The sequence below is a fragment of the Streptomyces sp. NPDC001222 genome (assembly GCF_042896945.1).
GTDB lineage: Bacteria > Actinomycetota > Actinomycetes > Streptomycetales > Streptomycetaceae > Streptomyces > Streptomyces gibsoniae.
Map to the genome: position 1 here is coordinate 130,578 of NZ_JBIAXT010000022.1, position 21,454 is coordinate 152,031.

19 protein-coding genes are annotated in these 21,454 nt (G+C 69.9%); 14 read left to right on the forward strand and 5 right to left on the reverse strand.

Going from position 1 to position 21,454, the window contains the following annotated elements:
- Positions 1-2 precede the first annotated feature (2 nt).
- From ACFY2Z_RS26820 to ACFY2Z_RS26830, 3 genes are all read left to right on the forward strand, one after another.
- Complete coding sequence (locus tag ACFY2Z_RS26820) at positions 3-377, forward strand: ArsR/SmtB family transcription factor (RefSeq protein ID WP_390746650.1); 375 nt, start codon at positions 3-5, stop codon at positions 375-377.
- A complete protein-coding gene (locus tag ACFY2Z_RS26825; protein WP_390746651.1) occupies positions 374-838 on the forward strand; it encodes an SRPBCC domain-containing protein in 465 nt (154 codons plus the stop codon). Before ACFY2Z_RS26820 ends, ACFY2Z_RS26825 begins: the two co-directional genes overlap by 4 nt.
- A gap of 171 nt (positions 839-1,009) precedes the next feature.
- On the forward strand, positions 1,010-1,267 hold the full coding sequence (locus tag ACFY2Z_RS26830) for a DUF397 domain-containing protein (RefSeq protein WP_390746652.1): 258 nt from the start codon (positions 1,010-1,012) through the stop codon (positions 1,265-1,267).
- 233 nt (positions 1,268-1,500) lie between these two features.
- On the opposite strand, the gene ACFY2Z_RS26835 is transcribed toward ACFY2Z_RS26830, so the two are convergent.
- Positions 1,501-1,989, reverse strand: coding sequence for an ATP-binding protein (locus ACFY2Z_RS26835; RefSeq protein ID WP_390746653.1), 489 nt, complete (start codon positions 1,987-1,989; stop codon positions 1,501-1,503).
- Positions 1,990-2,330: 341 nt separating this feature from the next.
- Between ACFY2Z_RS26835 and ACFY2Z_RS26840 the strand changes: the two genes are divergently transcribed.
- The 3 genes from ACFY2Z_RS26840 to ACFY2Z_RS26850 all read left to right on the forward strand — a co-directional run bounded on the left by ACFY2Z_RS26840 (position 2,331) and on the right by ACFY2Z_RS26850 (position 5,453).
- Positions 2,331-3,167 carry a helix-turn-helix domain-containing protein gene (locus ACFY2Z_RS26840; protein WP_390746667.1) on the forward strand — a complete coding sequence of 279 codons (837 nt, stop codon included), beginning with the start codon at positions 2,331-2,333 and terminating at the stop codon, positions 3,165-3,167.
- A gap of 135 nt (positions 3,168-3,302) precedes the next feature.
- A complete protein-coding gene (locus ACFY2Z_RS26845; RefSeq protein ID WP_390746654.1) occupies positions 3,303-4,763 on the forward strand; it encodes an aldehyde dehydrogenase family protein in 1,461 nt (486 codons plus the stop codon).
- 141 nt (positions 4,764-4,904) lie between these two features.
- Positions 4,905-5,453 (forward strand): DinB family protein, encoded by a 549-nt coding sequence (locus tag ACFY2Z_RS26850; protein WP_390746655.1) that lies wholly within the window; start codon positions 4,905-4,907, stop codon positions 5,451-5,453.
- 35 nt (positions 5,454-5,488) lie between these two features.
- Here ACFY2Z_RS26850 and ACFY2Z_RS26855 read toward each other — a convergent pair whose 3' ends face one another.
- Entirely contained in the window at positions 5,489-6,901 is a 1,413-nt protein-coding gene (locus ACFY2Z_RS26855) for a glutamate decarboxylase (protein ID WP_390746656.1), read from the reverse strand.
- Positions 6,902-7,191: 290 nt separating this feature from the next.
- Positions 7,192-8,478, reverse strand: a complete 1,287-nt coding sequence (locus ACFY2Z_RS26860) for an ion channel protein (RefSeq protein ID WP_390746657.1) — start codon at positions 8,476-8,478, stop codon at positions 7,192-7,194.
- Between the two features lie 197 nt (positions 8,479-8,675).
- On the opposite strand from ACFY2Z_RS26860, the gene ACFY2Z_RS26865 reads away from it, so the two are divergent.
- Both ACFY2Z_RS26865 and ACFY2Z_RS26870 read left to right on the forward strand, forming a co-directional pair.
- Positions 8,676-9,437: a MerR family transcriptional regulator gene (locus ACFY2Z_RS26865; RefSeq protein ID WP_390746658.1), complete on the forward strand. Its 762-nt coding sequence runs from the start codon at positions 8,676-8,678 to the stop codon at positions 9,435-9,437.
- A gap of 212 nt (positions 9,438-9,649) precedes the next feature.
- Complete coding sequence (locus ACFY2Z_RS26870) at positions 9,650-10,792, forward strand: VTT domain-containing protein (protein WP_390746668.1); 1,143 nt, start codon at positions 9,650-9,652, stop codon at positions 10,790-10,792.
- A gap of 30 nt (positions 10,793-10,822) precedes the next feature.
- Here the strand turns inward: ACFY2Z_RS26870 and ACFY2Z_RS26875 are convergent, their stop codons facing one another.
- Together ACFY2Z_RS26875 and ACFY2Z_RS26880 are read right to left on the reverse strand one after the other, a co-directional pair.
- Positions 10,823-12,583, reverse strand: coding sequence for a threonine/serine exporter ThrE family protein (locus ACFY2Z_RS26875; RefSeq protein WP_390746659.1), 1,761 nt, complete (start codon positions 12,581-12,583; stop codon positions 10,823-10,825).
- Positions 12,584-12,795: 212 nt separating this feature from the next.
- Positions 12,796-13,287, reverse strand: coding sequence for an inorganic diphosphatase (locus ACFY2Z_RS26880; protein WP_311694813.1), 492 nt, complete (start codon positions 13,285-13,287; stop codon positions 12,796-12,798).
- Positions 13,288-13,366: 79 nt separating this feature from the next.
- On the opposite strand from ACFY2Z_RS26880, the gene dacB reads away from it, so the two are divergent.
- The 6 genes from dacB (at position 13,367) to folE (ending at position 21,322) form a co-directional block, all read left to right on the forward strand.
- Positions 13,367-15,025 carry a D-alanyl-D-alanine carboxypeptidase/D-alanyl-D-alanine-endopeptidase gene (dacB, locus tag ACFY2Z_RS26885; RefSeq protein ID WP_390746660.1) on the forward strand — a complete coding sequence of 553 codons (1,659 nt, stop codon included), beginning with the start codon at positions 13,367-13,369 and terminating at the stop codon, positions 15,023-15,025.
- Positions 15,026-15,150: 125 nt separating this feature from the next.
- Entirely contained in the window at positions 15,151-16,284 is a 1,134-nt protein-coding gene (locus ACFY2Z_RS26890) for a zinc-dependent metalloprotease (protein ID WP_390746661.1), read from the forward strand.
- 193 nt (positions 16,285-16,477) lie between these two features.
- On the forward strand, positions 16,478-17,533 hold the full coding sequence (gene tilS, locus ACFY2Z_RS26895; protein ID WP_390746662.1) for a tRNA lysidine(34) synthetase TilS: 1,056 nt from the start codon (positions 16,478-16,480) through the stop codon (positions 17,531-17,533).
- Between the two features lie 232 nt (positions 17,534-17,765).
- Positions 17,766-18,326 carry a hypoxanthine phosphoribosyltransferase gene (gene hpt, locus ACFY2Z_RS26900; RefSeq protein WP_311694809.1) on the forward strand — a complete coding sequence of 187 codons (561 nt, stop codon included), beginning with the start codon at positions 17,766-17,768 and terminating at the stop codon, positions 18,324-18,326.
- 221 nt (positions 18,327-18,547) lie between these two features.
- Positions 18,548-20,572 carry an ATP-dependent zinc metalloprotease FtsH gene (gene ftsH / locus ACFY2Z_RS26905; protein ID WP_355912965.1) on the forward strand — a complete coding sequence of 675 codons (2,025 nt, stop codon included), beginning with the start codon at positions 18,548-18,550 and terminating at the stop codon, positions 20,570-20,572.
- 144 nt (positions 20,573-20,716) lie between these two features.
- Positions 20,717-21,322 (forward strand): GTP cyclohydrolase I FolE, encoded by a 606-nt coding sequence (folE, locus tag ACFY2Z_RS26910; RefSeq protein ID WP_311694808.1) that lies wholly within the window; start codon positions 20,717-20,719, stop codon positions 21,320-21,322.
- Positions 21,323-21,454 lie beyond the last annotated feature (132 nt).

Here is a 21,454-nt window from a genome sequence, read left to right on the forward strand (position 1 = left end):
CCATGACCGGGACGGGTACGGGGGGTACGGCGGCTGACGTCCGCGCGGCCGACGAGGACCGGGTGTTCGCCGCCCTCGCCAACGCCACACGCCGTGAGGTGCTGCGCCTGCTGCGCGACGAGGGGCCCCAGCCCGTCCAGGCCCTGGCCGATCACTTCGCCATGCGCCGGCCCAGCCTCTCGGAGCATCTGAAGGTGCTGCGGGAGGCCGGGCTGGTCGGCGAGCAGCGTTCCGGGCGTCAACGGATCTACCGCCTGGAGGCGGCTCCGCTCGCCGAGGTGCAGGACTGGCTCCACCCGTACGAGCGGTTCTGGCGCGAGCGGCTGAAGGGCCTCGGCGAACTGCTCGACCGTATGTCCGACGATGACCGACCATGAGCACCGCACCCGGTGACGACGACCTCACCACCGTCCGCGTCGACCAGTTCCTGCCGCATCCGCCGGCCAAGGTCTGGCGCGCCCTCACCGAACCCGCGCTGCTCGCGCAGTGGCTGATGCCCGGTGCGGAGAACTTCCGTCTCGAAGTCGGTCACCGCTACACGATGACCTCCGTCCCGAGGCCGAACGCCAACTTCTCCGGCACGGTTGACGTGCGGGTTCTCGCTTTCGAGCCCGAGCGGATGCTGCGCGTCCGGTGGGCCGACGCCGACCCCGCCCGTCCCGTGGACTGGACCATCACATGGACGTTGGAACAGGAAGGGCGCGGAACGCGTCTGTTCCTAGTACATGAAGGGTTCGATCCGGACGATCCGGCACAGCTGATGGCGCGGAAGATCATGGACGGGGGCTGGAGGTCGCATGTGTTGCGGGCTCTGGGGCAGACGCTTGACGAACTGTAGTCAGGCGGTAGTCACGCCGTAGTCAAGGCCTTGTAAAAGCTGTAATCGCAGGAACACCCCCCGTGCACGTGCATCTGCCCATGCACCTGCATGTGAACGGAGTTATGATCCGGGGCAGTTGACCACTGCATCGATGGCCATATCAGCCAATGCACCACCCGGGAGCGACCTGTGGACCACGACGTGTACGACGTGGATGACGTGTACAACGGCATGGCTGCGACGGAGCTGCACGGAGTGGCCTGGCAGAAGAGCCGGCACAGCAACTCCCAGGGGTCATGTGTGGAGTTCGCCCGGCTGCCGGGGGGAGAGGTGGCGGTACGCAACTCGCGCTTCCCCGACGGGCCCGCGCTCGTCTACACCCGTGCGGAGATCGAGGCGATGCTGCTCGGCATCAAGGACGGCGAGTTCGATCATCTGATCGTGTGACGGGCGCGGGCGGGCGGTAACACGTGTAGGCGTCCGCGCGACGCGCGTAGAGCGTCCAGGACGCAGGGGTGCGCTCGTCCGCTTCGGGATGCGCCCCGCGCTTGAGGAGGCGTGCCACCGGCCCGGGCGGCCAGTCCCCGGTCGGCCCATGACCGTGTTCCATCCTGCGGGGGTTATCGCGCCGCAGGATGCAACACGCGTAGATCCGTAGCCTCAGAAAACGCCGCGGGGCGTCACTCGGCGGATGCCGACGGGGACGGCAGCCGGAACAGGGCCCAGACCACCTTGCCGTTCAGCGTGCCCGCCAGCGGGTGCCAGCCCCAGCTGTCGGCGAACGAGTCGACCAGGAACAGCCCCCGGCCTGATTCGGCCGAGAAGTCCTCGGAGTCGCCCGCGACCGGACTGTCGTGACTGGGGTCGCGCACGGCGCATACCAGGCGCGTGGCCCAGCGCATCAGGTGCAGCCGCACCGGTGGGTGCTGGTCGCCCGGGTGCGGGGAGGGTGAGGGCAGGGCGTGCCGCAGTGCGTTGGTCACGAGTTCGGAGACCACGAGACAGACGTCGTCGAAGCGCTCGCCCACGTCCCACTGGTTGAGTGTTCTGCGGGTGAACTGCCGTGCTTCCCTGACCGCTTCCAGGCGGGCCGGCAGAGCGCAGGAGGCTGCGCTGGACACGGTCGCGAGGTCGAGCGGCGGAAGTCCCTGCCGTAAGGGCTCGAGCATGGTCGATCCATTCGTCCCCATGCGAGGCACTCCCGGGTGTTCGCGGTCGGTGCGATGCAGCGGTGGCGCGGGACCATGGTTTCGGATGAGCCAGGCAGATGCAAGGGCAGATGCACGTGCACGCGCCGGAATTGGCCGTTCCTGTACGGCTTTCTGCTTATTTCTTCGGCCACTTTCTTGCCTCTTGCCTGCCCTTCCTGATCTCTGTCGTGTCTCAGCTTTGGCTGCTTTCCATTTCTGTAACCGTACGAGTACTGCTCGAAGTGTTTTAGTGGCAGACTGCGCGATCTGAAGGACGTTGGGGAGGCTGACAAGTGAGCGCTGGGGACTCGAGCGGGTCGGTGGTGCGGCGCATTCTGCTGGGATCCCATCTCAGGCGCCTCCGCGAGACGCGCGGCATCACCAGAGAGGCGGCGGGCTACTCGATCCGGGCCTCGGAGTCGAAGATCAGCCGCATGGAGTTGGGACGGGTGAGCTTCAAGACACGTGACGTCGAGGACCTGTTGACGTTGTACGGGATCACCGACGAAGCCGAACGGACGTCCCTGCTCTCCCTCGCGAAAGAGGCCAATGTCGCCGGCTGGTGGCACAGCTACTCGGACGTGCTGCCGAGCTGGTTCCCCACCTATGTCGGCCTGGAGGGCGCGGCACATCTGATCCGTTCCTACGAGGTCCAGTTCGTGCACGGCCTGCTGCAGACCGAGGCGTACGCCCACGCGGTCGTGGCCCGGGGTATGAAGGGCGCGAGCGCGGCGGACATCGACCGGCGGGTGGCCCTGCGGCTCGAACGGCAGAAGTACCTCGTCTCGGAGAACGCCCCGCAGTTTCACGTCATTCTCGACGAGGCCGCCCTGCGCCGTCCCTACGGCGACCGCGAGGTGATGCGCGGCCAGCTGCAGCATCTGATCGACGTCTCGGAACGGCCCAACGTCCGTCTCCAGGTCATGCCGTTCAGCCTCGGCGGGCACGCCGGTGAGAGCGGTGCCTTCACCATCCTCAGCTTCCCCGAGTCCGATCTGTCCGATGTGGTCTATCTTGAGCAGCTCACCAGCGCCCTGTATCTGGACAAGCGCGAGGACGTGCTGCAGTACGAGACCGCGATGAAGCAGTTGCAGCAGGACAGCCCCGGACCGGACGAAAGCCGCGACTTGTTGCGGGGGCTGCTCCAGCTTTCCTGAGACTCTTCCCGGAGTATGCACAGCGGCCCCGCAACTCCCTTTAAACGCAAGTACGATGACACGTGATCAGGCCGTGACGCGATCGCGGGTGTGTGAACGGGTGTCTGCTTCGGCTGCGAGGGATTGAGGGTTCACATGTCGTCCTACTTCACCGATCTGGCTCAGCAGTACATCGGCGGTGAGTGGCGCCCGGGAACAGGCTCCTGGGACATCATCGACTTCAACCCCTATGACGGTGAGAAGCTCGCGTCGATCACGATCGCCACGGTCGACGAGGTCGACGACGCCTACAAGGCCGCCGAGGCCGCCCAGAAGCAGTGGGCGGCCGGCAACCCCTACATGCGTCGCGCGGTGTTCGAGAAGGCCCTCAGACTCGTCGAGGACCGCGAGGCGGAGATCACCGACCTGATCATCGCCGAGCTGGGCGGCACCCGGCTGAAGGCCGCCTTCGAGCTTCATCTCGCCAAGGAGTTCCTGCGGGAGTCGATCCAGCTGGCGCTGCGCCCCGAAGGCAAGATCCTCCCGTCCCCGATCGACGGCAAGGAGAACCGCCTCTATCGCGTGCCCGTCGGCGTGGTCGGCGTGATCAGCCCGTTCAACTTCCCCTTCCTGCTCGCGATCAAGTCCGTCGCCCCGGCGCTCGCCCTCGGCAACGGTGTGGTCCTCAAGCCGCACCAGAACACCCCCGTCGTCGGCGGCTCCCTGATCGCGAAGATCTTCGAGGAAGCGGGACTGCCGGGCGGTCTGCTGAACGTCGTGATCACGGACATAGCCGAGATAGGCGACGCCTTCATCGCGCACCCGATCCCGAAGGTCATCTCCTTCACCGGTTCCGAGAAGGTCGGCCGCCACGTCGCCACCGTCTGCGCGTCGCTCTTCAAGCGCGCCGTCCTCGAACTCGGCGGCAACAGCGCCCTGGTGGTCCTCGACGACGCGGATGTCGACTACGCGGTCGACGCGGCCGTCTTCAGCCGCTTCGTGCACCAGGGCCAGGTCTGCATGGCCGCCAACCGCATCCTGGTGGACCGCTCGCTCCAGGCCGAGTTCACCGACAAGTTCGTCGCCAAGGTGAAGTCCCTCAAGGCCGGCGATCCGCGCGACCCGGAGACCGTCCTCGGCCCGGTCATCAACTCCTCGCAGGCGGACGCGATCTCCGGCGCGGTGGAGCAGGCCATCGCGGAGGGCGCCACGGCGCTCGTGCACGGCACCACCACCGACAACCTGGTGCAGCCGACCGTCCTCACGGACGTCCCCGACGAGTCCTCGATCCTCCAGCAGGAGATCTTCGGCCCGGTCGCCCTCCTGATCCCCTTCGACGGCGAGGAGGCGGCCGTCCGCCTCGTCAACGACACCCCGTACGGCCTCAGCGGCGCCGTCCACACCGCCGACGTCGAGCGGGGTGTGGCCTTCGCCAAGCGGATCGACACGGGCATGTTCCACGTGAACGACGGCACGGTCCACGACGAGCCGCTCGTCCCCTTCGGCGGCGAGAAGCACTCGGGCATGGGCCGGCTCAACGGCGAGACCACCATCGACGCGTTCACCACGCAGAAGTGGATCTCGGTGCAGCACGGGCGGAGCGCGTTCCCGTTCTGAGTTCTCCGCCGAGTGCTCTCCGTTCTTCCAGATGATGTCGTCGCAGGGGCCCATGCGGACAGAAGCTGACCGCATGGGCCCCTAGCGTCGTCGGTGTCAGGCAGAGGGCGACCTCACCAGAACCGACGAAAGGCGGCCGTCATGGTCATGCATGTACGCGCTGAGGAGCGGGGCGACGAACGCGGTGCACTGCTCTCCTTCCTGGAGGAGCAGCGCGGCGGCATCCGCCGGGCCCTGCTCGGGTTGACGGACGAGCAGGCGCGGTCCCGCCCCAGCGCGAGCCAGTTGTCCCTGGGCGGGCTGCTCAAGCACGTCGCCGAGACCGAGCAGGGCTGGATCGCCCGGGCCAGGCAGGAGCCACCGGCCATGCGGCGGACCGAGGCGAACTGGCACGAGAGCTTCGAGCTCCTGGCTGACGAGACGGTCGCGTCGCAGCTCGCGTACTGGGAGAAGGTCGCCGCCGAGACGGAGGCGTTCATCCGCTCGGTGCCGAGCCTCGACGACACCTTCCCGCTTCCCAACGACCCCTGGTTCCCGCCGGACGAGCGCGTCTCGATGCGGTGGCTCACACTCCATCTGATCCGCGAGACGGCCCGGCACGCGGGCCACGCCGACATCGTCCGGGAGTCGCTGGACGGGCGTACGGCCTTCGAGTTGGTGGCCCTGGAGCGGGGCACGCCCCAGGGCTGACCGGCGGGCCGGGTGGTCCGGGTGGTCCTGCGGTGTCAGTGGTGGAAGCCCGTGGCGGCGTCCTTGTCTCGTGTCAGCGGATGGGGCTGGCGCCGCAGCTCGGGCAGGAGCCGGCTCAGATCCTCGATGAACAGATCGCACAGGTCCGTGGAGAAGCCGTTGCGGCATACGATCCGCAGCACGGACAGGTCCTGGCGGTTGGCCGGGAAGGTGTAGGCAGGCACCAGCCAGCCGTTCTCGCGCAGCCGCCGGGAGACATCGAAGACGTCGTACGCCGTCACGTCCGGCCCGGTCGTGAACGCGAGGACCGGCAACTCCTCGCCACGGGTGAGGAGCCGGAAGTCGCCCAGCGCCTCGATCCGGTCGGCCAGCCCCCGCGCCACGTCCCGTGTCGTCTGCTGGACCGCTCGGTAGCCCTCCTGGCCCAGCCTCAGAAACGTGTAGTACTGGGCCACGACCTGGGCTCCCGGGCGGGAGAAGTTGAGTGCGAAGGTCGGCATGTCGCCGCCCAGGTAGTTGACGCGGAAGACGAGTTCCTCCGGAAGGGCCTCCGCGTCGCGCCACAGGGCCCAACCCACGCCCGGATACACCAGCCCGTACTTGTGACCGGAGGTGTTGATCGACGCGACCCTCGGCAGCCGGAAGTCCCACACCAGGTCCTCGTCCAGGAAGGGCGCGATCATCGCCCCGGAGGCGCCGTCCACATGCACGGGGATGTCGAGGCCCGTGCGCTCCTGGAGGTCGTCCAGGGCGGCGCACAGCTCGGCGATCGGCTCGTAGGACCCGTCGAACGTGGAGCCGAGGATGCCGATCACCCCGATCGTGTTCTCGTCGCACAGTTCGGCCGCGGCCTGCGGGTCCAGATGGAACCGGTCGCCCTCCATGGGCACCTGGCGCGCCTCGACCTCCCAGAAGTTGCAGAACTTCTCCCAGCAGACCTGGACGTTGATCCCCATCACCAGGTTCGGGCGGGCCTCCTTGGAGGGGTAGCGGTCCGCGTTGCGCTGGGCCCAGCGGCGCTTGAGGGCCAGCCCGGCGAGCATGCACGCCTCGCTGGAGCCGGTCGTCGAACAGCCCACGGCGGACTGCGGGTCCGGCACGTTCCACAGATGGGCGAGCATGGCCACGCAGCGGCGCTCCAGCTCGGCCGTGCGGGGGTACTCGTCCTTGTCGATCATGTTCTTGTCGCGGCACTCGGCCATCAGCTGGCCGGCCTGGGGTTCCATCCAGGTGGTGACGAAGGTGGCCAGATTCAGCCGTGAGTTGCCGTCCAGCATCAGCTCGTCGTGGACCAGCTGGTAGGCGGTCGTGGGCAGTATCGGGCCCTCGGGCAGCCGGTGCCTGGGCGGCGCCTCGGTCATCTCGACGACCGGGTTGGCCTCCCCGTAGAAGGGATTCATCGACCTGGGGCGCTCGTCGGGTTTCCCCTGGCCCGTGTGCAGCGGCATGGTGTGTCGTCTCCCGTCGTGTCGTAACGGTCGTGCATCCAGCGGTTCTGCGTCCAGCGGTCCTACGTCCTGCGGTTGTGCGGTCGTGCGTCCTGCGGTTCCGCGGTCGTACGCGGCGGTGTGCTCGGTCTCTCGTTCATCGCACGGGCGGCGACCGCCGGTTCACCGGCCTGCGGCCCTCGCCCCTCGGTGATCCTCGCCCCTGCCCCATCATCGGTTCCCGGCCCCTCGCCGGTTCACCGGGTGAAACGTAAGGAAAGGAAACACCCGTTCCGCTCCCGCTCCGGCGTTCACCGGACCGCGGTTCCGTCCGCCCGGAGCTGCATCTGCGGGCGGCCCGTGACCAGGAGCCAGGCCGGCAGGGACGCGATGCAGAGCAGCGCCGGCATCGCGGGGGAGGGCGCCAGCACCGTGGCCGTGAACAGGCTCAACCAGCCGTGCCGGGTCACGGCGAGGAGCAGTCCGAGCACCCCGGCGGCCACCCCGACCGACGGATGCACGGCCGGGAAGAGCGCGTGCGCGCAGAGGCCGAGCGCGGCGCCGATGAACACGGACGGGAAGATGCGTCCGCCGCGGAACCCGCAGGACGCCGCGACGAGCAGGGCCGCGAGCTTCACCACGGCCAGCGTCGCGAACTGCCCGGCCGACCAGGCGTCGGGGGCGCGGGCCAGCACCGCCACCTCGTCGAGCCCCTTGAAGAGCGTCAGACGGCCTCCGAGGGCGCCGAGGAGCCCCAGTACGAGCCCGCCCACCGGAAGGGCCACCATCGGGTGCCGCAGCCGCCGGAAGGCGCCGTGGACGTAGGGGAAGGCGTACACGGCGGTCATCCCGAGCAGCGCGCCCGCGGAGGCCACCGCCATCGCGCTCAGCAGATCGCTCCAGCGGGGCCGGCGCAGGGCGGGCACATCCAGGTCGAAGCTCGGCCGGGCGAGCAGCGTGGTGGTCAGCGCGCCCGCGGCGGCCGCGACCAGCGGCCCGAAGACGTTGTCCCACAGCAGCCCCCTGAACGGCCGCCCGGCCAGCGCCTCGGAGAGCAGCAGCGCGGCCGCGAAGGGGGTGCCGAACAGCGCGCCGATGGTCGCCGCCTCGCCCAGCCCGGCCCACGCCTCCCCTGGCAGCCGGGGCACGGCCCTGCGGCCCAGCCGGAACGCCAGGGCGGCGTTGGCCAGCAGGATCGGGTTCTCCGGGCCGAGACTCGGACCGCCGGCCAGCATCAGCGTTGCGGCAAGCAGCAGCCCCGGGAGGACGGGGTACGGCAGCGGGGCCGTGCCGGCCAGCCCCAGGGTCGCCGGGTCGGGCCCCGCGTGCCCCGGGGCCTTCCAGACGACCAGGCCCACCAGGACGCCCGTCGCGGTGAGCACGACCAGCATCCAGAGCACCGAGTAGCGGCCCACGCCCAGCGCGTCGGGCAGGTCCTCCCACAGGGCGTGCTGGATCTCCGTGGCCGGCCCGCTCACCCCGAGGTAGAGGAGACTGGCTCCGACCCCGACGACGAGCGCCGGGAGAACCAGTGGCAGCAGTCCCCGCGCGGGGGTCGCCGGAGCGACGGGTGCCTGTCGCGCGGTGTCCTGGGCCACGGGCCCACCATAGGCGGGCAAAACCCCATGAATGCCTTGGCGCGCGGGCGTTCCGTGCACTCAGGGTGTTGGACACATCGGGTGCGTCCATAGGCATTCAAGGGGTTCCGGGCGTCCACGGCGTCCGGGGAAATGCGCCTTGCACCTCACGTGACGTGAGGCCCGAGCCTGACAGGCGTACCCAGAAGGGAGCGGAAGTGAGTTACTCGGTCGGACAGGTGGCCGATTTCGCCGGTGTGACGGTGCGCACTCTGCACCACTACGACGAGATCGGCCTGCTCGTACCCGGTGAGCGCACCCACGCCGGTCACCGGCGTTACGGTGACGCCGACCTCGACCGGTTGCAGCAGATCCTGTTCTACCGGGAACTGGGCTTTCCGCTCGAAGAGGTCGCCGCCCTGCTCGACGACCCGGACGCGGACCCGCGCGCGCATCTGCGCCGGCAGCACGAGCTGCTGACCGCCCGGATCGAGAGACTGCAGAAGATGGCGGCGGCCGTGGAGCACGCCATGGAGGCACGCGAGATGGGCATCAACCTCACGCCCGAGGAGAGGTTCGAGGTCTTCGGGGACAAGGACCCGGAGCAGTACGCGGAGGAGGCCGAGCGCCGCTGGGGCGGCACGTCCGAGTACGCCGAGTCGCAGCGGCGCACCGCGCGGTACACCAAGGACGACTGGAAGCGCGTCCAGGACGAGGTGGCCGCCTGGGCCGAGCGCTACGACGCCCTCATGGCCGCAGGGGAACCCGCGTCCGGGGAGCGGGCCATGGACATGGCCGAGGAACACCGGCAGCACATCTGCACCTGGTTCTACGACTGCTCTCACGAGCTGCACCGCTGTCTCGGCGAGACGTACGTCTCCGACGAGCGGTTCAAGGCGTTCTACGACGCCATGCGGCCGGGTCTCGCCGAGCACCTCAGGGACGCGATCGCGGCGAACGCGGACCGTCACGAGGGGTGAGCGCGAGACGGCTGCGGTAAAGGGCGCCGCCCCCACCGGTCAGGGGTCGGCGCCTCTTACCGTCGTACTGCACGCACAGTGCATCCTGGAGACACCGGTGGAACCCGCTGGGGACACCGTCCGTTGATAGCTTTGTCCGGCCATCGCCGTGGTGCCGGCCGCCTGCCGGGGCGCCGCACCTCCCCTCACCCCCTCAGGAGCCCGGAACCGTGATGACGCTTGCCCTCGGCCCGAGCTGGCTGGATCCGAACCACCTCCTGAACACCTTCGGGATCTGGGGCCTGCTCCTCGTCGTCTTCGCCGAGTCAGGACTGCTCATCGGCTTCTTCCTGCCGGGTGACTCGCTGCTGTTCACCTGCGGTCTGCTGATCACCTCGCATCAGATGGACTTCCCCCTGGCGGGAGCCATAGCGCTGATCTGCGTCGCCGCGATCCTGGGTGACCAGGCGGGTTTCATGTTCGGCAAGAAGGTCGGACCCTCGCTCTTCAACCGGCCGAACTCCCGCCTCTTCAAGCAGGAGAACGTCACCAAGGCCCACGAGTTCTTCGAGAAGTACGGCCCGAAGTCCCTGGTGCTGGCCCGCTTCGTGCCCGTCGTGCGCACGTTCACGCCGATCGTCGCCGGCGTCAGCGGCATGCGGTACCGCTCGTTCCTGGTCTTCAACGTCATCGGTGGCGTCCTGTGGGGCGCCGGCGTCACCCTGCTCGGCTCCTGGCTGGGCAACATCGGCCTCGTCAAGAACAACATCGAGGCGATCCTCATCCTGATCGTCCTCGTCTCGGTCGTCCCGATCGCCATCGAGTTCCTGCGGGCCCGCGCCAAGGCAAAGAAGGAGCCGGCGCAGACCCCGGCCGCGCAGCAGCCGCCCTTCCCGCAGTCGTCCTTCGGGCAGCAGCCGCCGGTCATGGACGACGCGACGACGCGGCTGCGCGCCGTGCCGCCGGCCCACCAGGACCAGAACCAGGCCTACGGCCGGCCGGACCAGGCGTACGAACACCAGGGCCAGACGTACGGCGACCAGCACCACCGCGGGCAGGCCCAGCAGCCGTACGGCACGAATCAGGGCGGCTACGACGAGTACTACGGCGGGCCTCAGCAGCAGCCCTACACCCAGCAGCACCCCCAGGGCTACCAGCAGCAGCAGCCGTACGGCTCCGACCAGAGCTATGCGCAGCCGCAGCACCCCCAGCAGCCGCAGCACCCCCAGCAGCCGCAGCACCCCCAGCAGCCGCAGCACCCCCAGCAGCCGCAGCACTCCCAGCAGCCGCAGCACTCCCAGCAGCCGCAGCACTCCCAGCAGCCGCAGCACCCCCAGCACCCGAACCCCTACGGCCAGGGCTACCCGCAGAACTGAAGCCCTGGGGCCAGGACCCCGGAGCGTACGTCAGAAGCCGCGCGTCCGTTTGGCCGCCCGGCGTCCCTCCGCGGAACCGCCCGGAATCCGCAGGAACAGCCGGGAGATCTCCGACCCGAGGTTCACACCGATGGCGATGGCCATGGCGAGGGAGGCGGCCTTCGCCAGGGACACCAGGCCCTTGTCGACATGGTTCTGGGCCATCGACAGCAGCCCGAAGTAGGTCGCCGAACCGGGCAGCAGGGGCCCGATGGCCGCGGTCGTGTACGGCAGCGCGGAGGCGAACCGGTAGCGCGACAGCAGCTGCCCGAACAGGCCCACCAGGCCGGCCGCGACGGCCGTGGAGGCGACCGGCGAGATACCGCCGGGGTAGTGCATGGCGCCGTACACGCACCAGGCGACCCCTCCGTTGAGGGCCACCAGCAGCACGGTTGATCGTTCCTGCTGGAGCAGGATCGCAAAGGTCATGGACAGCAGAATCGACGCGAAGATCTGCACGACCGGCCGCTCGGAGAGGCTCAGGGCGGCGTCCGGGTTCAGCTCGGCGCCCAGCTTCACCCCGAAGTAGAGGATCAGCAGCACACCGATGACGATGCCCACGAAGAAGTACATGACTTCCAGCAGGCGTGCCGCCGCGGTGATGTAGAAGCCGGTCAGGCCGTCCTGCACGCCCGCCACCAGGGCCCGTCCGGGCAGCAGCGCGAACAGACCACCGGTGATCACGGCGGACGCGTTCACATCGACATGGGCGACCGTGAGCGCGACGCCGATCGCGGCCGGGGGCATCGCGGCCACCGTGAACTGGTAGAACTCCGGCAGTCCCCGCCCGGCGCACAGCCATGCCAGCCGGTCGCCGAGCATCGCGCCGATCGCCGCGGCGACGAAGACCAGGAGGTCACCGCCGACGAGAACGGAGGCCGCACCGGCGAGCAGCCCGCTCGCCCCGGTCAGCACCCAGCCGGGGTAGGGGTGCCGGTTACGGCGTATCTCGGCGAGTCGGCGGTAGGCCTCCTCCAGGGAGATCGCGGTCCCCGGGTCGCTGAGGTCGTCCACGAGCCGGAAGACGGCGGCGAGTCGGGTGTAGTCCGTGCCGCGGCGACGGACCGTCCGCGACGCCGACACGGGGTCGTCCACCAGGGACGGCTGGTAGGAGACGGACAGCAGCGTGAAGGTGACGGTCGGCTCGCAGCGGTCCAGCCCGTAGGACCGGCAGACCGCGAACATCGCGGCCTCCACGTCCTCGGCACCCTCGCCGCCCGCCAGCAGCAGTTCGCCGATACGGAGGGTCAGGTCGAGCACGCGCGGCACGGCGGGGCTCGTCTCGCCGGTCTTGTGCACGGGCTCCAGCGCGGGCCGCTCGGCGACCGGCAGGCGCAGCATCGTGCGCATACGGTCCTGCCAGGGCGCCTCCTCGGCCAGCCGGACCGCGGGGATGCCGGACGGCGGGGTGAAGGCGGCCGGTGCGTGCCGGACGTTGTAGGTGCTCGGCGGGCTGAACGCAGATCCCTCCGGTTCGGCCGCGGGCAGCTGGGGGACCTCCAGGCCGTCCGGGACGGCGAACTCGGACGTCGTCTCCGACTCCGTGCCGACGGCCGGCACATCGAGACCCTCGGGGACGGCGAACTCGGAGGTCGTCGAGGAGTCGGCAACGCCGCCCGTGGGCTGCGGGACCCCCAGCGGGATCGTGAACTCCGACGTGACCACGGATTCGTCGTCCCGCCCAGGGGACGTGTACGTGCTCCTCGCCTCATCTGACCGCGGCTTGCGGTCCTCCGTGTCCGGCTCCGACACCTGCTTCCCTCTTGCCTTCCCTCAGCCCGTGTCCCCCGAGTCTGCGTCCCTCGCGTACTTCCCGTACGCCTCAGCCTGTCCCCGGCGCACTCCCCGTACGCCTCAGCCTGTCCCCTCCGTACCGCCCGTACGCCTCAGTATGCGCACCGGCGGTACGCCAACGGGCCGCGTCACCCTTTGGGGATCACGCGGCCCGTGGTCGACTGCGGGGGTCAGTGGCCGCCGTGCTCCTTGAAGCGCTTGTACGAGCGCTCGATCTCGGCCTCGGCGTCCGAGCGGCCCACCCAGTTGGCACCCTCGACGGACTTGCCGGGCTCCAGGTCCTTGTAGACCTCGAAGAAGTGCTGGATCTCCAGGCGGTCGAACTCGGAGACGTGGTGGATGTCCCGCAGGTGCTCCACGCGCGGGTCGGACGCCGGCACGCACAGCAGCTTGTCGTCGCCGCCGGCCTCGTCCGTCATCCGGAACATGCCGATGGTGCGGCACTTGATGAGGCAGCCCGGGAAGGTCGGCTCCTCAAGGATGACCAGCGCGTCCAGCGGGTCACCGTCCTCGCCGAGCGTGTTCTCGACGAAGCCGTAGTCGGCCGGGTAGCTGGTCGAGGTGAAAAGTCGACGGTCCAGGCGGATACGACCGGTCTCGTGGTCCACCTCGTACTTGTTCCGCGAACCCTTCGGGATCTCGATCGTGACGTCGAACTCCACCGGTGGCTCCTCCATGATCAGCACATAGTTCTGGTGGTTAAGTGTCCCTCACGCAGGTGTGTGATCGCGAAAGGGGCTGGTGGTCGTGCCGGAGCTGAGGGCCTGGCGGGCCGCGGGGCCGCGTCTGGCACGGGCCGCGCAGGCCGTGAGACCGCGCCTCGCGCGCCTGGCCCAGGCCGTGCGACCCCGTATGCGGCGGGTCGCCGAGACCGTGAGACCAGGCGTGGCACGGTTCACCGGAACGGTGAAACCGCACGTCACACGGGTCGCGCAGCTCGCGCGCCCGCGTGCCGGGAGGCTCACCACCCCGCAGCTGGCGACTGTCGCCGCCGTGATGGGCCTGGCGCTCGCGGTCGGGGCCGCGAGTGCTGCCGGTCCCTGGGACTCCTCCGGCCAGCGTACGGCCGAGCGTGACCGGGCCGCAGCGTGGGACCGCGAGGGTGGCGCAGATCACGGGCGGGGCGCCGGCGCGGTGGCGCAGGCACCGGCGCCCGCGCCGAGTGCCGCGCCCGTGCTGGCCGGCGTCGGCGCCGTCACCGCACTCCATTCGGCGCCGGGCGCACGCCCCCTGGCGGCCGCCCTCGACAAGCTGCTCCAGGATCCCTCCCTCGGCTCGCGGCGCTCCGCCGTCGTGGTCGACATCGCGACCGGCAAGCGCCTGTACGGCAAGAACGCCGACGACGCGCTGACCCCCGCCTCCACCACCAAGATCGCCACCGCGGTGGCGGTGCTCTCCGCGGCCGGCCCCGACCACCGTTTCACCACCCGCACGGTGCTGGAGCCCGGCACCGACAAGCTGGTGCTCGTCGGCGGGGGCGATCCGACGCTTACGGCCCGTGCCAAGGCCGACGGCTGGGCGAGCCTGCGCACCCTCGCGGACACGACCGCCGCCGCCCTGAAGAAGCGCCGTCTGGCCTCGGTCTCGCTCGCCTACGACGCCTCGCTGTTCACGGGCAGTGCGCTGCACCCCATCGGGGTCAACCCCAACCTGGCCCCGGTCATGGCTCTGACGGCGGACGAGGGCCGCCGGGACAACTCCACCGACGGGCCCGCCGACCGCAGCACGGACCCGGCCGGGGACGCGGCCCGCACCTTCGGCGGTCTGCTGCGCGAGCGCGGCATCAAGACCTCCGCCTCCGCCGTCCCGGCGGCGAAGGCCACACCCCGCGCCGAGACCGTCGCCTCGGTCCAGTCGCCGCCCCTGTCCGCCGTGGTCGAGCGGATGCTCACCAACAGCGACAACGACATCGCCGAGACCCTCGCCCGCCAGACCGCCCTGGCCACCGGTGGCCAGGCGAGCTTCGACGGGGGCGCCGCCGCGATCGCCGCCCAGCTCGGCAAGCTCCGGCTCCCGCTCGCGGGCGCGGCGTTCCACGACGGCAGCGGGCTGAACCGCGACGACCGGCTCACGGCGGACCTGCTGACGTCCCTGCTCGCCACCGCCGGCTCCGCGTCCCACCCCGAACTCCGTACGGTCCTGACCGGGCTGCCGGTGGCCGGCTTCACGGGCACCCTCAGCGACCGCTACGCCGATGCCGCGGAACGCTCGGGCACCGGACTCGTACGGGCCAAGACGGGCACGCTGACGGGCGTCAACACCCTCGCCGGGACGGTGGTCGACGCCGACGGCCGACTGCTGGCGTTCGCCTTCCTGACGGACGGTTCGATGGACCAGACGGCCGCCCGGACGGCCCTGGACCGCACGGCGGCGCAGCTGGCGGGCTGCGGCTGCCACTGACGCGCCACCCCCGCGGTGCGCGGCCCGACGGACGCGCCACCCCCTGCGGTGCACCGCCCCGCCGGCGCATCGTCCCGCGTTGCGCTGCCCTGCCCGGAGTGGCGGCGCTCACGTACCGTTGACGCATGACGAGCATCGGTGGTGCCGGATCTGCTGGGATGGTCGACTGGAATCTCGCGGTGGCGACCGCGACCCGGCTCGTGCGGCCGGGCCCCGAGGTGAGCCGCGACGAGGCCCGTGCCGTCGTCGCGGAGCTGCGCCGCCACGCGAAGGCCTCGGAGGAACATGTCCGGGGCTTTACTCGTATGGGGGAGGCGGGTGTCCACGAGACCCCCGTCCTCGTCGTCGACCGGCCCGGCTGGGTCCGGGCGAACGTCGCCGGGTTCCGGGAGATCCTCAAGCCCCTCCTCGACAAGATGGAGCAGCGGCGCGGGGGCACCCCCGGCGGAACCGTCCTCGGTGCCGTCGGCGGCAAGGTCACCGGTGTGGAACTGGGCATGCTGCTGTCGTTCCTGTCCTCCCGGGTGCTCGGCCAGTACGAGACCTTCGCCCCGGCCACGCGCGAACTGCCCGCGGCTGAGAACGGCGGCGGCCGTCTTCTGCTGGTCGCGCCGAACATCGTGCACGTGGAACGCGAGTTGGACGTCCAGCCCCACGACTTCCGCCTGTGGGTGTGCCTGCACGAGGAGACGCACCGCACGCAGTTCACGGCGGTGCCCTGGCTGCGCGATCACCTCGAGGGCGAAATCCAGTCTTTCCTGGGGGAGACCGATGTCGACCCCATGACGGTCCTGGAGCGCATCAGGGATGCGGTCCAGTCGCTCGCGGGGGGACGCACGGAGGGCGAGGAGGGCGACGACGGTCACTCGCTCGTGGAACTCGTGCAGACGCCCGCCCAGCGGGAGATCCTCGGGCGGCTGACCGCCGTGATGTCCCTCCTGGAGGGACACGCGGACTTCGTGATGGACGGCGTCGGCCCGGACATCGTGCCGTCCGTCGCCGAGATCCGCGAGAAGTTCCAGCAGCGCCGCGCCCGGGGCGCCTCGCGCCTGGACCTCGCCCTGCGCAAGCTGCTGGGCCTGGACGCCAAGCTCAGGCAGTACCGCGACGGCGAGCGGTTCGTGCGGGCGGTCGTCGAGCAGGTCGGCATGGACGGCTTCAACCGGGTGTGGACCTCTCCCAACACCCTCCCCACCAAGGCGGAGATCGCCAAACCGGCGGACTGGGTCGCGCGGGTGCATCGCAGGGCGGAGCCGTGAGCCGTGCGCGAGCGGGGTGAAACGAATCCGGCCGTCGGCAGGTGAACGCCCCGCCAATCACTCGTCCGAGGGACCGTGAGCCATGCGTAGGCGTGCAATGCTCGGGGAACGGCCCGTTTCTGTCACCATCTACACACTCTGAGTGACCAGCGATCGGGCTCACCCCCCGACAACTTCATGAAGGGAACCGGACATGGGTCCCCATCCTGCGGTCGCGGCGATACGCCTGGCGGTCCGCCGCGTCCTACACGACATCCTCACCGAGCAGACCTCGGCACAGACCACCGGGCGGATCGCACAACTGAGCGGTCGTCCCCCCTTCCACGAGCGCCCCGTCGAGCCGCTCGTGCTAGTGGCATGCTCGGGGGGCGCCGACTCGATGGCGCTCGCCTCCGCTCTCGCGTTCGAGGCCCCCAAACTCGGCATCCGCGCCGGCGGCATCACCATCGACCACGGACTGCAGGCCGGCTCCGACCTGCGCGCCGACGAGGTGGTCCTGCGCCTGCGCCAGCTGGGCCTCGACCCCGTCGACTCCGTCGCCGTGAGCGTCGGCCGCGCCGGAGGTCCCGAAGCCGCCGCCCGAGACGCGCGCTACGCCGCCCTGGACGCCACCGCCGAGCGCCACGGCGCCACCGCGGTCCTCCTCGGACACACCCGCGACGACCAGGCCGAAACCGTCCTGCTCGGCCTCGCCCGCGGCTCCGGCGTCCGCTCCCTGTCGGGCATGGCCGCGGTCTCGGGGGCCGGCGGCCGTTATCGCCGCCCTTTCCTGCACCTCGACCGGCAGACCGCCCGCAAGGCCTGCATGGCCCAGGCTCTGCCCGTCTGGGACGACCCCCACAACACGGACCCCGCCTTCACCCGCTCCCGGCTCCGCCACGAGGGCCTGCCCGCCCTGGAGAAGGCGCTCGGCAAGGGCGTCGTCGAAGCCCTCGCCCGTACGGCCCAGCTCTCCCGCGACGACGCCGACGCGCTCGACGCCTGGGCCAGTCAGGCCGAGACCGCCGTGCGCGACGCCGCCGGCCTCCTGGAGTGCGCGAAGCTCTACACCCTGCCCCCCGCCGTGCGCCGCAGGATCCTGCGCCGCGCCGCCATCGAGGCGGGCGCACCGGCCGGATCCCTCTTCGCCCGTCACATCGAGGAAGTGGACCGGCTGATCACCGGTTGGCGCGGCCAGGGAGCCATCAATCTCCCGGGCAAAGTCGTCGCCCAGCGTCAGGGTGGCAGACTGGTGATTCGGCACGGCTGAAAACCCGCCCCCTCGGGAGGCGCCCGGTCACCCCTTCGGGGTGGGACCGGTCAGCCGCGCGAGCGAGCCGAAGGGGCGTGCCGCTGTCGCGAGGGACAGTGGACACCGGCCGTGAGGGCTGCAGCCGGTGCGGCTGCCCCCGCGCGGGTGTCCGCGGACGGGTGACCGTCCACAGCGGCACAGGCGCCCCGGGGCGAGCGGGCAATTCAGAGCGGCGGGACGACCGAAAGTGATGCGGGTGGACGCGAAAGACATGGGTGCCGACCTCCAGCAGGTGCTCATCACCAAGGAAGAGATCGACGCGAAGCTGGCTGAGCTGGCCGCGAAGATCGACGCGGAGTACGCGGGCAAGGACCTGCTGATCGTCGGTGTGCTCAAGGGCGCGGTGATGGTCATGGCCGACCTCGCCCGGGCGCTGTCCACCCCGCTCACCATGGACTGGATGGCCGTGTCCTCCTACGGCGCGGGCACCCAGTCCTCCGGTGTCGTGCGGATCCTCAAGGACCTCGACACCGACATCAAGGGCAGGCACGTCCTGATCGTCGAGGACATCATCGACTCCGGTCTGACGCTGTCCTGGCTGATCTCCAACCTCGGCTCGCGCGAGCCCGCCTCCCTGAAGGTGTGCACGCTGCTGCGCAAGCCGGATGCGGCCAAGGTCGCCATCGACGTCGAGTGGGTCGGCTTCGACATCCCGAACGAGTTCGTCGTGGGCTACGGCCTCGACTACGCGGAGAAGTACCGCAATCTCCCGTTCGTCGGTACGCTCGCGCCCCACGTCTACGGCGGCTGAGCCTCAGCGGTCCGGCCGTCGGCGACGGCGGCCGAACCCGGGGTCCTGGCACTTTCAGGACGTTCGGGAACCCCAGCGGGTCTCGCGCCGTTGGAGCATGCGTGGACGGTATTGCCAGCGGTCCCCGCGGCTGCGGGTGACAATCCTGGGGTACCGTCAGAAGAACTGTCTTTATCAAACTCACTATGGCAGGAGGGACGGGGCGGCACCGCTCCGTATGGATGGACGTGAAGCGATACTTCCGTGGGCCGGTCATGTGGATCGTGCTGGCCGTCCTTGCCGTGGTCGTGTTGATGCAGGTCGTCGGCTCTTCCGGCGGCTACAAGACGGTGGACACCGGCCAGGTCGTGGCGGCGATCAATGAGAACAAGGTCCAGTCGGCCAAGCTGACCACCGGCGACGAGCAGATCATCAAGGTCTCCCTGAAGGACGGCCAGAAGGTCCAGGGCAGCTCGAAGATCCAGGCGAGCTACATCGGCAACCAGGGCGTGTCCCTGGCCAACATCCTTCAGGACAAGTACCAGACCAAGCAGATCCCGGACGGCTACACGGTCTCGCCGTCCAAGCAGAACCCGTTCGTCGGGATCCTGCTCTCTCTGCTGCCCTTCGTCCTGATCGTGGTCGTCTTCCTGTTCCTGATGAACCAGATGCAGGGCGGCGGCTCCCGGGTCATGAACTTCGGGAAGTCCAAGGCGAAGCTCATCACCAAGGACACCCCGAAGACGACCTTCGCGGACGTCGCGGGCGCGGACGAGGCGGTCGAGGAACTCCACGAGATCAAGGAGTTCCTCCAGGAGCCGGCCAAGTTCCAGGCCGTCGGCGCCAAGATCCCCAAGGGTGTTCTCCTCTACGGCCCTCCCGGTACGGGCAAGACGCTTCTCGCGCGTGCCGTCGCGGGCGAGGCGGGCGTCCCCTTCTACTCGATCTCGGGTTCCGACTTCGTCGAGATGTTCGTCGGTGTCGGTGCCTCCCGAGTCCGTGACCTGTTCGAGCAGGCCAAGGCGAACGCCCCGGCGATCGTCTTCGTCGACGAGATCGACGCGGTCGGCCGTCACCGCGGCGCCGGCCTCGGCGGCGGTCACGACGAGCGCGAGCAGACGCTGAACCAGCTGCTCGTCGAGATGGACGGCTTCGACGTGAAGGGCGGCGTGATCCTCATCGCCGCCACGAACCGCCCCGACATCCTCGACCCGGCCCTCCTGCGCCCCGGCCGCTTCGACCGTCAGATCGCGGTCGACCGCCCGGACATGCAGGGCCGTCTGGAGATCCTCAAGGTCCACCAGAAGGGCAAGCCGGTCGCCCCGGACGTCGACCTGTCGGCCGTCGCCCGCCGCACCCCCGGCTTCACCGGCGCCGACCTGTCGAACGTGCTGAACGAGGCGGCCCTGCTCACAGCCCGCAGCGACCGCAAGCTGATCGACAATCAGATGCTGGACGAGGCGATCGACCGCGTGGTCGCGGGCCCCCAGAAGCGGACCCGGATCATGTCGGACAAGGAGAAGAAGATCACCGCGTACCACGAGGGCGGTCACGCCCTGGTCGCGGCGGCCTCGCCGAACTCCGACCCGGTCCACAAGATCACGATCCTGTCCCGCGGCCGCGCGCTCGGCTACACGATGGTGCTCCCGGACGAGGACAAATACTCCACGACGCGCAACGAGATGCTGGACCAGCTCGCTTACATGCTGGGCGGCCGCGCGGCCGAGGAGCTCGTCTTCCACGACCCGACCACGGGTGCCGCGAACGACATCGAGAAGGCCACCTCCACGGCCCGCGCGATGGTCACGCAGTACGGCATGACCGAGCGACTCGGCGCGATCAAGTTCGGCGGCGACAACACCGAGCCGTTCCTCGGACGTGAGATGGCTCACCAGCGCGACTACTCGGAAGAGGTCGCCGCGCTCGTGGACGAGGAAGTCAAGAAGCTCATCGAGAACGCGCACAACGAGGCCTGGGAGATCCTGGTCGAGAACCGCGACGTCCTCGACAACCTGGTGCTCGCGCTGCTCGAGAAGGAGACGCTGGGCAAGGAGGAGATCGCCGAGATCTTCGCCCCGATCGTCAAGCGCCCGCCGCGGCCCGCCTGGACCGGCTCCTCGCGCCGCACGCCGTCCACCCGCCCGCCGGTGCTCTCCCCGAAGGAGCTGGCACTGACGAACGGAGCGAACGGCGCGACCCCGGCGATCGCCAACGCGACCGAGGCCCTCCCCGCCGACGCGGCTCCGGAGGACCGCCGGGAGAGCTGACCGATCCCTCCCCGTGGGCCCCGTAAGGCCCGGAATTTCTGCCGCGCCCCCCAGGGTTTTAGCCTGGGGGGCGCGGCCTTTCCTTCAGGCCGCCCATCAGACGCGCGGTGGGAGCGCGTCGCAGGCGCAGGAACGAGGCACCACATGACCGACCCGGTGACGCTGGACGGCGAGGGCACGATCGGCGAGTTCGACGAGAAGCGCGCGGAGAACGCCGTGCGGGAGCTGCTCATCGCCGTCGGAGAGGACCCGGACCGGGAGGGCCTGCGCGAGACCCCGGGACGGGTGGCCCGGGCGTACCGGGAGATATTCGCCGGCCTGTGGCAGAAGCCCGAGGACGTCCTCACGACGACCTTCGACATCGGCCATGACGAGATGGTGCTGGTGAAGGACATCGAGGTGTTCTCGACCTGTGAGCACCATCTCGTGCCGTTCAGGGGCGTCGCCCACGTCGGCTACATCCCCGCCACCAGCGGAAAGATCACGGGCCTGTCGAAGCTGGCCCGGCTCGTGGACGTCTTCGCGCGCCGCCCGCAGGTGCAGGAGCGCCTGACGACGCAGATCGCCGACTCGCTCATGGAGATCCTGGAGCCGCGCGGGGTGATCGTCGTCGTCGAGTGCGAGCACATGTGCATGTCGATGCGCGGCATCCGCAAACCCGGCGCGAAGACGATCACCTCGGCGGTGCGCGGTCAGCTGCGGGACGCGGCCACGCGCAACGAGGCGATGAGCCTCATCATGGCGCGCTGAGCCGTCGCCGGCCGCCGCGGCTCGGGACGACGGCGCCCCCTAGAAGGCTCATGAAGATCTTGGGGTTCTGGCCCCGTCGTGGGAGCGGCGGGGCCAGACTCGTTTTCGTGGTGATGGGGGAATGGGCCGGGG